General features: G+C 64.0%; 7 protein-coding genes and 2 pseudogenes. 5 read left to right on the top strand and 4 right to left on the bottom strand.

Annotated features, from left to right (window positions below; all coding sequences use genetic code 11):
• Nucleotides 1–48 precede the first annotated feature (48 nt).
• Nucleotides 49–951, top strand: coding sequence for a hypothetical protein (locus J3P89_RS14220; protein WP_434694555.1), 903 nt, complete (start codon nt 49–51; stop codon nt 949–951).
• A gap of 11 nt (nt 952–962) precedes the next feature.
• Here the strand turns inward: J3P89_RS14220 and J3P89_RS14215 are convergent, their stop codons facing one another.
• From J3P89_RS14215 to J3P89_RS14200, 4 genes and pseudogenes are all read right to left on the bottom strand, one after another.
• Nucleotides 963–4,058, bottom strand: coding sequence for a multidrug efflux RND transporter permease subunit (locus tag J3P89_RS14215; protein ID WP_434694553.1), 3,096 nt, complete (start codon nt 4,056–4,058; stop codon nt 963–965).
• A 3-nt stretch (nt 4,059–4,061) separates the two neighbouring features.
• Nucleotides 4,062–5,228 carry an efflux RND transporter periplasmic adaptor subunit gene (locus J3P89_RS14210; protein WP_434694552.1) on the bottom strand — a complete coding sequence of 389 codons (1,167 nt, stop codon included), beginning with the start codon at nt 5,226–5,228 and terminating at the stop codon, nt 4,062–4,064.
• 94 nt (nt 5,229–5,322) lie between these two features.
• Nucleotides 5,323–5,919 (bottom strand): annotated as a pseudogene (locus J3P89_RS14205) (methyl-accepting chemotaxis protein); the annotation flags it as partial.
• Between the two features lie 261 nt (nt 5,920–6,180).
• A pseudogene (locus J3P89_RS14200) lies at nt 6,181–7,374 on the bottom strand (PDC sensor domain-containing protein); the annotation flags it as partial.
• Between the two features lie 452 nt (nt 7,375–7,826).
• Between J3P89_RS14200 and J3P89_RS14195 the strand changes: the two are divergent.
• The 4 genes from J3P89_RS14195 (at nt 7,827) to J3P89_RS14180 (ending at nt 13,551) form a co-directional block, all read left to right on the top strand.
• Nucleotides 7,827–9,275 (top strand): APC family permease, encoded by a 1,449-nt coding sequence (locus J3P89_RS14195; RefSeq protein ID WP_434694551.1) that lies wholly within the window; start codon nt 7,827–7,829, stop codon nt 9,273–9,275.
• 85 nt (nt 9,276–9,360) lie between these two features.
• Nucleotides 9,361–10,782 carry an aldehyde dehydrogenase family protein gene (locus J3P89_RS14190; RefSeq protein ID WP_434694550.1) on the top strand — a complete coding sequence of 474 codons (1,422 nt, stop codon included), beginning with the start codon at nt 9,361–9,363 and terminating at the stop codon, nt 10,780–10,782.
• A gap of 11 nt (nt 10,783–10,793) precedes the next feature.
• A complete protein-coding gene (locus J3P89_RS14185) occupies nt 10,794–12,143 on the top strand; it encodes an aminotransferase class III-fold pyridoxal phosphate-dependent enzyme (protein WP_434694549.1) in 1,350 nt (449 codons plus the stop codon).
• A gap of 82 nt (nt 12,144–12,225) precedes the next feature.
• Nucleotides 12,226–13,551 (top strand): hypothetical protein, encoded by a 1,326-nt coding sequence (locus tag J3P89_RS14180; protein WP_434694548.1) that lies wholly within the window; start codon nt 12,226–12,228, stop codon nt 13,549–13,551.
• The last annotated feature ends 132 nt before the right edge of the window (nt 13,552–13,683 follow it).

Genomic DNA, 13,683 nt, shown 5'->3' with positions numbered 1-13,683 from the left:
AAAATCGCCCAAGATGCGCGACCCGTTTCAAGAGAAATGACGCCCTCCATGCGCGACGACGCCCACACGCAGTTCTTCCGCTTCCAGACCCCTGATCCAGCCATCGGTCCGCGTGAGCAGGCACCGATGCTTGCGCAGGAGCTGGCCTGGGCGCGGGACCGTGCGTCCATGCATGACTTCAGTTGGTTGGTCGTACTGCTGCCGCCATTGAGCATGGGCCCAGTGCTGCCGGGCGTGGTGTTCCTGGCGGGCCTGGGCCTGGTCCAGAAGTTGTTCGCCCCGGACCTGGACGTTGATCGGATCGTCGGCGACTCCTTGGGCTGGCTGGCGCTGGCGACGCTGCTTTTCGTGGCGGGGTGGATACTCTCCAATTACCTGCGCGATTCGCGCGACCCGACCAAGCACTATTGGCAATCGATGCCCGATCAAGGGCTGGTCGAGCTTGAGCGTCATACGCTGATCTCGGCCATCAGTCTGTGGGCCAACGACTTTGATCCCGATTGCAGCAGCCTGATGTTATGGAAAAACGACAAGCTGGTGCGGGTGCAAAGCTCCGGCGTGTCGCAGTGGATCCTGGCGATGACCACGGCCGGCCATTGGCTGGTGCTCAAGGAGGAATTTCCCGGTGATTTCTGCTACCGACGGGTAGGGCAGATGCCCGCGCCGGAGAAGCAGATGCAACCCCGGCAGCAACTGGCGATTGCCTTCGCTCCCGGCACCCAGTTGGCGCTTGGCCAGCGTTTCGACGGTGCGCCTTTGCCAATGACGCAGACGTCTTACTGGATGTCTGCCGATGAGATCAAGCGACTCGCGCAGATTGCCCATCACTGGATGTTTTTCCCGCCGGACCGTTATGCGGTGGTCAATGTTGATGATGCCGGTTGGGTACGACGCCTGGCGGACAAAGCCCTGGCCAGCGTCGAGAGCCAGGCTGTGCCACAGGGCAATTAGCGTAGCCAGCCTCAACGCGTTTTGCTGCGCGCGACCCGCTTCATCACCACCACGAAAAACACCGGGACAAACACCACCGCCAGCGTGGCGCTGATCATCCCGCCGATCACGCCGGTACCAATCGCCTGCTGGCTCGCCGAGCTGGCCCCGGTGGCGATCGCCAACGGGACCACGCCGAGGATGAACGCCAGCGAGGTCATGATGATTGGCCGCAGGCGCAGGCGCGCGGCCTGGAGCGTGGCGTCGAGCAGGTCATGACCGTCGTCGTAGAGGCTCTTGGCGAATTCGATGATCAGGATGGCGTTCTTCGCTGACAGGCCGATGATGGTAATCAGGCCGATCTTGAAGAACACATCGTTGGGCATGCCACGCAACGACACAGCCATTACGGCGCCGAGCACGCCCAGCGGTACCACCAGCAACACCGAGGTCGGGATCGACCAGCTCTCGTACAGCGCCGCCAGGCACAGGAACACCACCAGCAGCGACAGGCCCAGCAGGATCGGTGCCTGGCTGCCAGACAAGCGCTCCTGCAAGGACAGGCCGGTCCATTCCTGGCCCATGCCCTTGGGCCCCTGGGCCACCAGCCGTTCGATCTCGGCCATGGCTTGCCCGGTGCTGTAGCCCGGCGCCGGTTCTCCGGAAATACTCACCGCCGGATAGCCGTTGTAGCGAGTCAACTGTGCCGGCCCCTGGGTCCAGCGCGCCTGGACAAACGCCGACAACGGCACCATCTTCCCGCTGCTGTTGCGTACGTGAATCTTCAGCAGGTCCTCGACCTGGCTGCGCTGGTCACCCTCGGCCTGGACCACCACCCGCTGCATGCGGCCCTGGTTCGGGAAGTCATTGATGTAGGCTGAGCCCACCGCCGTGGACAACACGCTGCCGACGTCGGCAAAGGAGATGCCCAAGGCATTCGCCTGTTTCCGATCCACTTCCAGTTGCACCTGCGGCGCTTCCGCCAGGGCGCTTTCGCGCACATTCATCAGCACCGGGCTTTTATCCGCGGCAGCGAGCAGATCGCTGCGGGCCTGCATCAGCGTGGCGTGGCCGAGGCCGCCGCGGTCCTGCAAGCGGAACTCGAAACCGCTGGAGGTGCCGAGACCGTCCACCGGCGGTGGCAGCACGGAAAACACCATGGCGTCCTTGATTCCAGCGAAGGCCTGGTTGGCGCGATCGGCGATGGACGCCGCCGAATCGTCGCCACCGCGCTTCGACCAGTCTTTCAGCGTGGTAAATGCCAGGGCCGCATTCTGCCCGCTGCCGGAGAAGCTGAAGCCGAGGATGACCGTGCTGTCGCCGACCCCAGGCTCGCCGGCATTGTGTGCCTCGATCTGTTCCACCACCTGCACTGTACGATTCTTGCTGGCGCCCGGCGGCAGTTGGATGTCGGTGATGGTATAGCCCTGGTCTTCCACCGGCAGGAACGAGGAGGGCAGGCGGCTGAACAACAGGCCCATGCCCACCAGCAGCACGCCATAGACCAGCAGGTAGCGGCCGCTGCGTTTCATCGCGTAGGCGACCCAACCCTGGTAGCGGTTGCCGAACCGGTCGAAGCCACGGTTGAACCAGCCAAAAAAACCGCGCTTGGCGTGGTGATCGGCTTGGGTGATCGGCTTGAGCAAGGTCGCGCAAAGCGCCGGGGTCAAGGTCAGCGCGAGAAAGGCCGAGAACAGGATCGACGTCGCCATCGACAGCGAGAACTGCTGGTAGATCACGCCCACCGAACCCTGCATGAACGCCATCGGAATGAACACCGCCACCAGCACCAGGGTGATGCCGATGATCGCCCCGGTGATCTGGCCCATGGCCTTGCGCGTCGCTTCCTTGGGCGACAGGCCTTCCTCGGCCATGATGCGCTCGACGTTTTCCACCACCACGATGGCGTCGTCGACCAGAATGCCGATGGCCAGCACCATGCCGAACATGGTCAGTACGTTGATCGAGAACCCCAGCGCGAGCATGGTCGCGAAGGTGCCCATCAGCGCCACCGGCACGACGAGGGTGGGGATCAGCGTGTAGCGGATGTTCTGCAGGAACAGGAACATCACCGCGAACACCAGCAACATCGCCTCGCCGAGGGTATAGACCACCTTGGTGATCGAGACCTTGACGAACGGCGACGTGTCGTAGGGAATCTTGTACTCCACGCCGGCCGGAAAGTAGCGCGACAGCTCATCCATCTTCGCGCGCACCAGGGTGGCGGTGTTCAGCGCGTTGGCGCCCGGCGACAGCTGCACGGCCACAGCGGTGGAGGGTTTGCCGTTCAGGCGCGTGGAGAACTGATATTCCTGGCTGCCGATTTCCACCCGTGCGACATCGGCGATGCGCACCGTGGAGCCGTCGGGGTTGGCCTTGAGCACAATGTCGGCAAATTCCTGCGGGGTCGAGAGCTGGCCCTTGACGACGATGGTCGCGGTGATTTCCTGGGTGCTGCGGCTCGGCAGGTCGCCGAGGCTGCCGGCCGAGACTTGGGCGTTCTGCGCCCCGATGGCAGCGTTGACGTCGGCCGGGGTCAGGTTGAAACCCAGCAACTTCTGCGGGTCGATCCAGATCCGCATGGCTCGCTCGGCACCGTACAGCTGGGCCTTGCCGACACCGTCGAGGCGCTTGATCTCGTTCATCACGTTGCGCGCCAGGTAATCGCTGAGCGCCACGTCGTCGAGCTTACCGTCGCTGGAGGTGAGGGTGATCAGCAGCAGGAAGCCGGCGGAAACCTTATCCACCTGCAAGCCCTGCTGGGTAACCGCCTGCGGCAGGCGCGACTCCACGGCCTTGAGGCGGTTCTGCACGTCGACCTGGGCCAGTTCCGGGTTCGTCCCCGGTTGAAAGGTCGCGGTAATCGTCGCGCTGCCGAGACTGCTCTTAGATTCGAAATACAACAGATTGTCGGCGCCGTTGAGCTCCTCCTCGATCAGGCTGACCACGCTCTCGTCCACCGTCTGCGCCGAAGCGCCCGGGTACACCGCGTAGATCTCGATTTGCGGCGGAGCCACGACCGGGTACTGCGCCACCGGCAGTTGCGGAATGGCCAGGATCCCGGCCAGCAGGATGAACAGCGCGACGACCCAGGCGAAGACGGGGCGGTCGATGAAAAAATGCGGCATGGCTTAGTGTCCTGCCTGTGGCCCGGGAACCCGGGCGAGGGGGAGAGGGGCGTCGTCGACCCGGACCTGTTCACCGGGGCGGGCGTGCTGCAGGCCTTCGACGACGATGCGATCGCCCGGTTTCAAACCTTGCGTGACGATCCAGCGGTCGTTCTGCGCGGCCCCCAGTTGCACCGGTTGCTGACTGATCTTCTGCTCGGCGTCCAGCAGCAGCACCTGGGCGACGCCGGCGCTGTCGCGCAGGATCGCCCGTTGCGGCACGGTGATTCCCTGGCGGTTGACCGCCTGTTCCAGGCGTACGCGAATGAAGCTGCCGGGCAGCAGATCGAGGTCGGGGTTGGGAAACTCGCTGCGCAGGGTGATCTGGCCGGTGCTCGGGTCGACGCTGAGGTCGGTGAACAGCAACTTGCCGGGCAGCGGATAAGGGCTGCCGTCGTCCTGGATCAAGGTGGCCTTGGCCTGGCCCTGGCCGACGGCTTGCAGCTGCCCCGCACGGAACGCCCGACGCAGCTCGTTGAGTTCGCGGGTCGATTGGGTGAGGTCGGCGTGGATCGGGTCCAACTGCTGGATCAGCGCCAGTGGCGTGCTTTCGTTCTGCCCCACCAGCGCGCCTTCCGTCACCAGGGCCCGGCCGATGCGCCCGGAAATCGGTGCGGTCACCGTGGCGTAGCCCAGGTTCAGCTTCGCCCGTTCAACGGCCGCCTTGTTGGCGGCGACGTCGGCTGCGGTCTGGCGCACGGCGGCCCGGGCATTGTCATATTCCTGGCCGCTGATCGCTTGGTCATCGATCAACTGGGCATAACGCTGCGCCTGCAACCGGGCCTGGAACGCATTGGCCTCGGCCTTGCGCAACGCCGCCTCGGCGCTGTCCAGGTCGGCCTTGAACGGCGCCGGGTCGATGCGAAACAACACGTCGCCCTGCTTGACGTCGCGGCCTTCTCGAAACACTCGCTGCAAGACCACGCCGGCTACCCGTGCACGGACCTCGGCCACCCGTGGCGCGGCGATACGGCCACTCAGTTCGTTGCTGATCGACAGTGGCCCGGCCTGGACGGTCTCGATACGCACGCTTGCCAGCGGCGCCGATTCTTCCGGGGTCGAGGCGCTGTCACAGCCGCTCAGCAACGCCCCGACCAACAGGCCCAGTGTGACGAAAGGAATCTTGGACATGGTGCTTCCCCAATATTGAACCGCCCATGGTAGGGACCGGAGCCAAGGTCAGGGGTGAAGCTTTGTAGGCGCTCTGTGAAATTGTGTAACCGCGCTAGATCCGAAAGTGCTCCACCAACTGCTGTTGATGGTTGGCCATGGCATGCAGCGAGTGGCTGGCCTCGGAGGCTTCGTGCATCTGGCCGCTCAAGGTTTCGCTGATGCCGCGAATGCCGCTCACCCGATGGCTGATGTCTTCCACCACCGAGCTTTGCTCCAGGGCTGCGCTGGCGATCTGCTGGTTCATCTGTTCGATCACTTCCACGGCCCGGGTGATACGTTGCAGTGCCCCGTGGGTCTGCTCGACCTGGACCACGCTGCCCCTGGCCAGCTCGCGGCTCGACTGGGTGCTGTGCACCACCTCCTGGCTCAGTTGCTGCAACGCTTCGATCACCGTGCGTATCTGCTCGACCGAGTTCTGCGTGTTGCTCGCCAGATGCCGGACTTCGTCAGCCACCACCGCGAAGCCGCGCCCCTGTTCGCCGGCGCGGGCCGCTTCGATAGCGGCATTCAAGGCCAGCAGGTTGGTTTGCTGGGCAATTGCACAGATGACGTCGAGCACCTGGCTGATCTGCTGGCTGTTGTCCGCCAGTACTCTGACCTGCCCAAGCGTTGCCTCCAGGCGCTGGTCCAGGGCATCGATGCTGTTGACGGCACTGGCGAACATTTCCTGCCCCGATCGACTGGCATTTTCGGCCACCGTTGCGGCATCGGCGGCCTGGTGGGAATGGCGGGCAACTTCCTGGGCGCTGGCGCTCATTTCGTGCAAAGCCGTCGCCGCCAGCTCCACCTCCCGGTATTGCTGCTGCATGCCCGCGCTGACTTCGCGGGCAACCCGCGCCGAGGTGTCGGCGGTCTCCCGGGTGTCGAGGGAGGCTTGCTGGATATCCCGGATGATCGGTTGCAGTTTGTCGAGAAAACGATTGAAGCCGTCGGCCAGTCGGCCCAGCTCATCGTGCCGGGAGTTGGGCAGCCGCTGGGTGAGGTCACCGTCGCCTTCGACAATCGCATCGAGCATATGCGCCACCCTCAGCAGTGGTCGGGTCACGCCGTATGCGCTGAGCCAGACAAGCAACAGGCCCAGCCCGGCGCAGAGCAAGCCGAGGCTGAGGTTGAACCCGTTGGACTGGCGCTGCTTGTCGTCCAGTTGCGCCTGCATGTGCAGGGCGGGCGCCTGCACCAGTGCTTCCGGCACGCGTATCTGCAATTGCCAGGGATTGTTGGCCGGAACGGTTTGCACCGTTTGCTGCACATCGACCGAAGCGCCCGCCACGGCGCCGCTGTGGCCGGCAATCTGCCCGGAGGGGGAGAGAATACTGATCTCGCTGTGGCCGGGGTACAAGTCATCGGCAAGGCTGGCGGCGAGTTGCTGAAGGGTATCCAGGCTGATGTCCATGCCGACGATACCGATAACTTTGCCCTCGTCCAGCAGCGGTATGGAAATGCTGCTCATCAGGGTCTTCCGGCCTTCGACTTCGATCGCGTAGGGTTCTGTCACGCATGTGCGCCCCTGGGTCTGCGGGCAGATGTACCAGGCGTTTGCCGGCTCGCTGCCCGGTGGCGCGGTGTTGGCGCTGATCTGGGCTTCGCTGAGCACTTCTTGCACCAGATGGCCGGGTTGGCTTTGTGACCAGTACAGGGCAAAGCGGCCGTTTTCATTGCCGGCCAGGTCGCGCTGCCCGGCGAAACCGGCGTCTGGGCCGACCAGCGCGTCGGGAAGCAGCACCACGTAGAAACCGAGGACTTTTTCGCGATTCGCAAGGGCCTGACGGGTTGCTGCGATCAGGTCCTGGCGCAGTTGCCCCGGGGTCAGTCGCCCGTGCAATGCCTGGGTGCGCAGTTGAAGCACTTGTTGGGCAAAATCTTCGCCATAAATCGCTGTTTCGCTGAAAAAACGCTCCACCCGCTGACCGTGTGCCAGGGCCTGTGCCCGCAGGCCTTCCAAGGCCGATTGCCCTAGCAGCTGGCTGCTTTGCTGCTTCAGCAGCGTCGCGCCTTGCTGGTTCTGATACAGAGAGGCAGCGGTCAATGCCCCGACCACGGCGAGCAGGCACAGACCGCTCAACAGCGTGATCCGCCATTGGATAGAGAGACGAGCGAAGAACATGCTGAGGTTTCCTGCGCTTGGGGATTTTTATTGTTTTGGGCCCAACAGCGTTTGAACGGCGGGCCAGACTATCTTGCGGCAGGAAACGCCGCCCGGTTATCCCGAATCGGCAGCGTCTGCGCGTCGTCATTGAGCCAATACGCATCACTCATGAACACGCCGAATCCCTGTGGCGAGGGAGCTTGCTCCCGCTGGGTCGCAAAGCGGCCCCCAGTTTTCGGCCTGCTGCGCCCGAAGCGCCGGACCGGTCCAGCGGGAGCAAGCTCCCTCGCCACAGGGGCTGAGCCACTTTGGGGCATCGCTTCGGATGCTGCCGTTTTGGGATAGCGCAGGGTTCTGGCGAGGGCATAGCATCGGTTCCAGCGTACAACCAGAACAATAAGCTTTTGGCGAACGGCGCCGTTGGCCGTCCCGATCCCGCAATACTGCCTCATACAATAAGGTCAAGAACAATGAGCGTATCTTTCCCGATCAATAGCTCGACGGAGTTGAAGCGCGGCGCCCTGGGTGTCGGTTTCATCATCTTCTTTGTGATTTCGGCGGCGAGCCCCCTGAGCGTGATTGCCGGTGGCTTCCCCATCGGCATCACGCTCGGCAACGGCGCCGGTACGCCCGCGCTGCTGCTACTGGCGTTATTGGTGTTGCTGGCCTTTTCGGCGGGATACACCGCCATGTCCCGGCACATGACCAACGCGGGCGGCTTCTACGCCTTTACCTCCCGTGGCCTTGGTGGGTTGGCGGGCGGGGCGGCAGGCGTGTTGGCGATGTTTGCCTACAACATTCTCCAGGTCGGCCTGTACGGGATGTTCGGCGGTGTGGTCAGCGGCACGATGGCCAGCATGTTCGGCCTCGAATTGCCGTGGTGGGCTTATTCGCTGCTGGCGATGGCGAGCGTTGCGATTCTCGGCTATCGCAAGATCGACCTGTCGGCCCGTGTGTTGTCGGTGGTGGTCATCGCCGAATACCTGGCGATCCTGACGCTGGACTTCGCCATGCTCAAGTCCGGTGGTGACAGCGGCATCAACCTCGACTCGTTTGACCGCAGCCACGTATTCAGCGGCACGCCTTCAATCGGCCTGTTGTTCTGTTTTGCCGCCTTCATCGGCTTCGAGGCCACGACCATCTACGGGGAGGAGGCGAGGAACCCGCAGCGCACGATTCCCATTGCCACCTACGCGTCGGTGCTGTTGATCGGTGGTTTTTATGCGCTGTCGGTCTGGGCCATGGTCATCGGCGTCGGGGCCGACAAGATCGTCCCGACCCTGCAGGCGCTGCAGGATCCGACCACGTTCATCTACGGCCTGTCCGATCATTTTGTCGGCCCGCAGCTGACCCAGGTCATCCGCGTGCTGTTCATGGTCAGCATCTACGCCGGGCTGCTGGCGTTCCACAATGCCGCGGCGCGTTACTTCTACGCCATCGGCCGGGACGGGCTGCTGCATAGCCGGTTGGGGACGACCCATCGCGTACACCAGAGTCCACACATGGGCTCGGTCCTGCAAAGCCTGATTGCCGCGGTGGTGGTGCTGATTTTCGCCGCGCTGGACGCCGACCCCATCCTGCAACTGTTCGCCTGGTTCTCCAACCTGGCCACCCTCTGCGTCATCCTGCTCATGGCGCTCACTTCGGCTGCGGTGCTGGTCTATTTCCGCAAACACCCGGAACTGAAACTCGGGCTGTGGCGCGGTCGGATCCTTCCCGGCTTTTCATGCCTGGCGTTACTCGCGGTGCTAGTCCTTGCCGTGCTGCATTTCGATGTGCTGACCGGCGCCAGCCAGCTCTTGTCCTACGGCCTGTGCGCCGTCATTCCCGTCGCGCTGATCGTCGGCGTGTTCCTCGCCGCCCGACTGCGCAAGGTCGCGCCCGAGCGATACAGCGCGCTGGGTAGCCACAAGCTCTAGGGCGCCAACCCGGCAACGCCAATCACCCAGAAAACCCGTTCGCTGCCGTTCCGCACGGTTCGGCAGTGCGTGAAAGGAAGGTTCCATGCACGATTATCAAATGCTCATCAATGGGCTCCCGGTCAACGGTGAAAATGGCCACTTCGATGTGCTCAATCCGGCCACCGGTACCGCGTTCGCCCGTTGCCCGGCCGGTTCCCTGGCCCAGTTGGACCTTGCTGTCGAAGCGGCCCAGTCGGCCTTTATCGAATGGCGACACAGCAGTCACGAAGACCGCCGCCGACGTTTGCTGGATATCGCCGATGATATCGAGCAGGAGGCCGACGCATTGGCCCGGCTCATCGTCCTGGAGCAGGGCAAGCCGCTGGCGCTGGCGTTCTCCGAAGTGATGGGCGCGGCGGCCTGGACCCGCTATGCCGCCGAGCAGCAGATTCCCGTCGAACTGGTGGAGGAGACCCCGGCCCAGCGCATCGAGCTGCATCGCAAACCCTTGGGCGTGGTGGCCTCGATCACACCGTGGAACTGGCCGTTCATGATCGCCGTCTGGCACATCATGCCGGCGTTGCGGGCCGGCAACTGCGTGATCAGCAAGCCTTCAAGCCTGACACCCTTGAGCACCCTGCGCCTGGTGGAAATCATCGCCGGTCATGTGCCTCATGGCGTGATCAATGTGGTGACCGGTGAACAAGGTTTCGGCAGCGCGATCACTGCCCACGCCGGCATTCAGAAGGTTGTCTTCACAGGCTCGACCGCCACCGGCCAGAGTGTGATGCGCGGCGCCGCCGCCAACCTCAAGCGCCTGACCCTGGAGCTGGGCGGTAACGATGCTGCGATCGTGCTGCCCGGCACGCCGATCGAGGCGGTGGCCGAGGATATTTTCCAGGCGGCCTTCCTCAACATGGGACAGACCTGCGCCGCCCTCAAGCGTCTGTACGTCCATCAATCCCAATACGAGGCCTTTGCCGATGCGTTGACGGGCATTGCGGCGCGCCAGGTAGTGGGCGATGGCCTGGAGCCCGAGGTGACCTTCGGCCCGGTGCAGAACGCTGAACAATTGGCGCTGGTGGAGGCGCTGGTAGCCGACGCCCGTGGCCACGGCGCGCGGGTGCTGTGTGGCGGAGCGCGACTGGACCGGCCGGGCTTCTTCTACCCGCCAACCCTGGTCGCCGACGTCACCGACGGCCATCGCCTGGTGGACGAGGAACAGTTTGGCCCGGTGTTGCCATTGATCGCCTATCAGGACGTCGAGGACGCCCTGCGCCGCGCCAATGCCGGCGACATGGGCTTGGGTGGCTCGGTCTGGGGCAGCGATATCGAGCAAGCCCAAGCATTGGCCAGTCGCCTCGAAAGCGGCGTGGCCTGGGTCAACTGCCACGCGCAGATCCAGCCGAATACGCCGTTTGGCGGCAGCAAGATGTCCGGGTTCGGCGTCGAGTTCGGCCTTGAGGGGTTGCTGGAATTCACCGGCCAGCAACTGCTGTACGTACGCAAGCGTGAAACACAGTGAGGACTGCAACCATGTACGAGCACTACAAGACAGCGCAAAAGAAATTCTGGCATCCGATGAGTTCATCGGCCCCCGCGAACCGCTCGAAGACATTGGTCATTGCCCGGGGCGACGGCAACTACATCACCGACATCGAAGGCCATCGCATGCTCGACGGTGTCGGCGGCTTGTGGAACGTGAACGTCGGCCATAACCGTGCTTCGGTGAAGGCGGCCATTGCCGCGCAGATGGATGAACTGGCGTATTACCAGACCTTCGACGGCATCGCGCATCCTCGGGTGTTTGATCTGGCCGAGCGGCTGACGTCGATGTTTGCCGAGGAAAACATGGAGCGGGTGCTGTTCAGTTCCGGTGGTTCCGACGCAGTCGAGACCGCGTTGAAAATGGCCCGCCAATACTGGATCGCCAGCGGCGAACCCGGACGCACGCGCTTCCTGTCGTTGCGCAACGGTTACCACGGCGTGCACATGGGCGGCACCTCGGTGGGTGGCAACGGCGTCTACCACTACAACCATGGGCCGCTGTTGGCCGGCTGCCATTTGCTCGACACGCCCTGGCTGTACCGCAACCCCTGGGACTGCCGCGACCCGCAGGAGCTCACCGCCCACTGCATTCGTCAGTTGGAGGACCAGATCGCCTTGCTCGGTGCGCAGACCATCGCCGCGCTGATCGCCGAGCCAGTGCAGGGCGCCGGCGGCGTGATCGTCCCGCCTGCCAACTACTGGAAGAGCCTGCGCGAGGTGTGCGATCGCCACGACATCCTGCTGATCGCCGATGAAGTGGTGACCGGTTTCGGCCGCACCGGCTGCATGCTCGGCAGTCGTGGCTGGGGCGTCGCGCCAGACGTACTGTGCCTGGCCAAGGGCATCACGGCCGGCTACGTGCCCATGGGCGCTACCGTGTTCAATCGGCGTATCGTCGAGGCGATCGAGAACGGGCCGGGTTTCAGCAGCGTGATCATGCATGGCTACACCTACAGTGGACACCCGACCGCTTGCGCCGCGGCTTTGGCGGTGCTGGACATCGTCGAGGCCGAAGATTTGCCGCGCAACGCCGGCAAGGTCGGCGCCCAGTTGCTGGAGCAACTGCAACCGCTGGCTGAACGTCATGCGGTGGTCGGCGAAGCGCGCGGCAAGGGCTTGATGATCGCTCTCGACCTGGTGGCGGACAAGGCCACCCGTGAACCGCTGGACCCGGCCACCGGGCTGGCCTCGCGCATCGCCGAGCATGCGCGCCGCGCCGGTGTGCTGGTGCGCCCGATCGGCAACAAGATCGTCCTTTCGCCGCCGCTGACCCTCACCTCCGATGAGGCCGGCTTGATGGTCGACGCGCTGGATGACGCGCTCGCCAATTGCCGCTGACCCGGCCCACCGGCGTAGCGTGCTGCGCCGGCTCCCCAAATAAAAAAACAGCCTGCAAAGGCGCACCACAAGGAGCTCAGCCATGCGGTCCCTAGCGCGTATGGAATTTTTCGGCAGCGGTCTTGCCTGCACGCTGGCGCTCTGCGCCGCGAGCCAGGTCCAGGCCTATGAGCTGTATGCCGATGACGACACGCACCTCAACGCCGACATGCTGGCGGTGTTCGGCCATTTCAACAGCCGCAAGAATTACGACGGCAGGGCCGGCGGTTCGACTTGGCGTGAGGGCTTCATCAAGTACGGATTAAGCGGCGACCAGGGTCTTGCCGGCCATGGCACCGCCTACGGTGCGTTCAATCTGGTCAGTTCGGCCACCTGGGGCGATGGCGACGCGGCCGGCAATACGCTGGGCAGCGAGCGTACGACGAAGATCGAAGACGCTTACCTGGGCTGGCGTTCAGCCGACCTGTTCCCGGTGCTGGGACGGGACGGTATCGATATCTCCGGCGGCCGCCAGGTGGTCAAGCTGGGCCGCGGATTCCTGATCAACGATGACGGGCCCAACCTGGGCAAAGGCCCGGCGGACGGACGTTTGAACCGCGGTGGCGCCTATTACCTGGCCGCCCGGCATGCGTTTGACCAAACCGCCGTGTTGCGCCTGGGCGGGCAGGATGGGCTGCACGGCAGTGTGCTGTGGCTCAAGTCCGACAACCGCGCCCAGGCCGAAACCGAACTGGCCGCCGGCACGCTGGACTACACCACCCAGGCCGGTACGCTGGGGCTGACCTGGGTGCATGGCATGGACGTGAACGACCGCTGGGCCAGTGATTTCCAGCGCCAGCGCAAGGGCATGGACGTCTACAGTGTTCGCGGCGAGGGCGATGCCGGCATCGAGAACGCCAGCCTGGCCTTCGAATACGCCTGGCAAGACAAGGACGCCGGCCCGCAGAGCGCCTGGTACGCCGAGGCCGGCTACACCTTTGCCGATATCGCCTGGACGCCGAAGCTGACCTACCGCTACACCCGTTATTCGCAGAAATGGGACTCGCTGTTCACCGGCCAGAGCACCGGTTACGGCACCTGGTTCCAGGGCGAAGTCGCGGGGAACTATGCCGGCCCGTTCAACAGCAATACCGGCATCCACCATCTCGGCCTGACCGCCAGGCCATTGGAGAACCTGACCCTCGGTGCGTTGTACTTCGACTTCAACACGGTGCGTAAGGACAACGCCGTGAACCTGGATGCCCGGGAGCTGGACCTGTACGCCGAGTGGGCGGTGAACGAGCATTTGATCGTCACGCCGCTGGTGGGCCTCTACAAACCGGATCGGGATGCGACGACAGGGGGCAATCAGGTGAGCGGTAACGGCACCAACGTGTACAGCCAAGTGACGGTGGCAGTGCCGTTCTGAGGCAGGGGCTGTTCGCTAAACCCTGTGGCGAGGGAGCTTGCTCCCGCTGGGTCGCGCAGCGGCCCCTCTTTTTTGGGCCTGCTACGCCCGAAGCGTCGGACCGGTCCAGCGGGAGCAAGCTCCCTCGCCACA

The sequence above is a fragment of the Pseudomonas sp. Z1-14 genome (assembly GCF_051132005.1).
GTDB lineage: Bacteria > Pseudomonadota > Gammaproteobacteria > Pseudomonadales > Pseudomonadaceae > Aquipseudomonas.
Note: the sequence above shows the minus strand (reverse complement) of the source record. Positions and strands in the feature narration are given on the sequence as shown.

Excerpts from the sequence above, each read along its gene's own strand:
- J3P89_RS14195 (WP_434694551.1), top strand. The coding sequence starts at position 7,827 with ATGAGCGTATCTTTCCCGATCAATAGCTCGACGGAGTTGAAGCGCGGC.
- J3P89_RS14220 (WP_434694555.1), top strand. The coding sequence starts at position 49 with ATGCGCGACGACGCCCACACGCAGTTCTTCCGCTTCCAGACCCCTGAT.
- J3P89_RS14180 (WP_434694548.1), top strand. The coding sequence starts at position 12,226 with ATGCGGTCCCTAGCGCGTATGGAATTTTTCGGCAGCGGTCTTGCCTGC.
- J3P89_RS14185 (WP_434694549.1), top strand. The coding sequence starts at position 10,794 with ATGTACGAGCACTACAAGACAGCGCAAAAGAAATTCTGGCATCCGATG.
- J3P89_RS14215 (WP_434694553.1), bottom strand. The coding sequence starts at position 4,058 with ATGCCGCATTTTTTCATCGACCGCCCCGTCTTCGCCTGGGTCGTCGCG.
- J3P89_RS14210 (WP_434694552.1), bottom strand. The coding sequence starts at position 5,228 with ATGTCCAAGATTCCTTTCGTCACACTGGGCCTGTTGGTCGGGGCGTTG.
- J3P89_RS14190 (WP_434694550.1), top strand. The coding sequence starts at position 9,361 with ATGCACGATTATCAAATGCTCATCAATGGGCTCCCGGTCAACGGTGAA.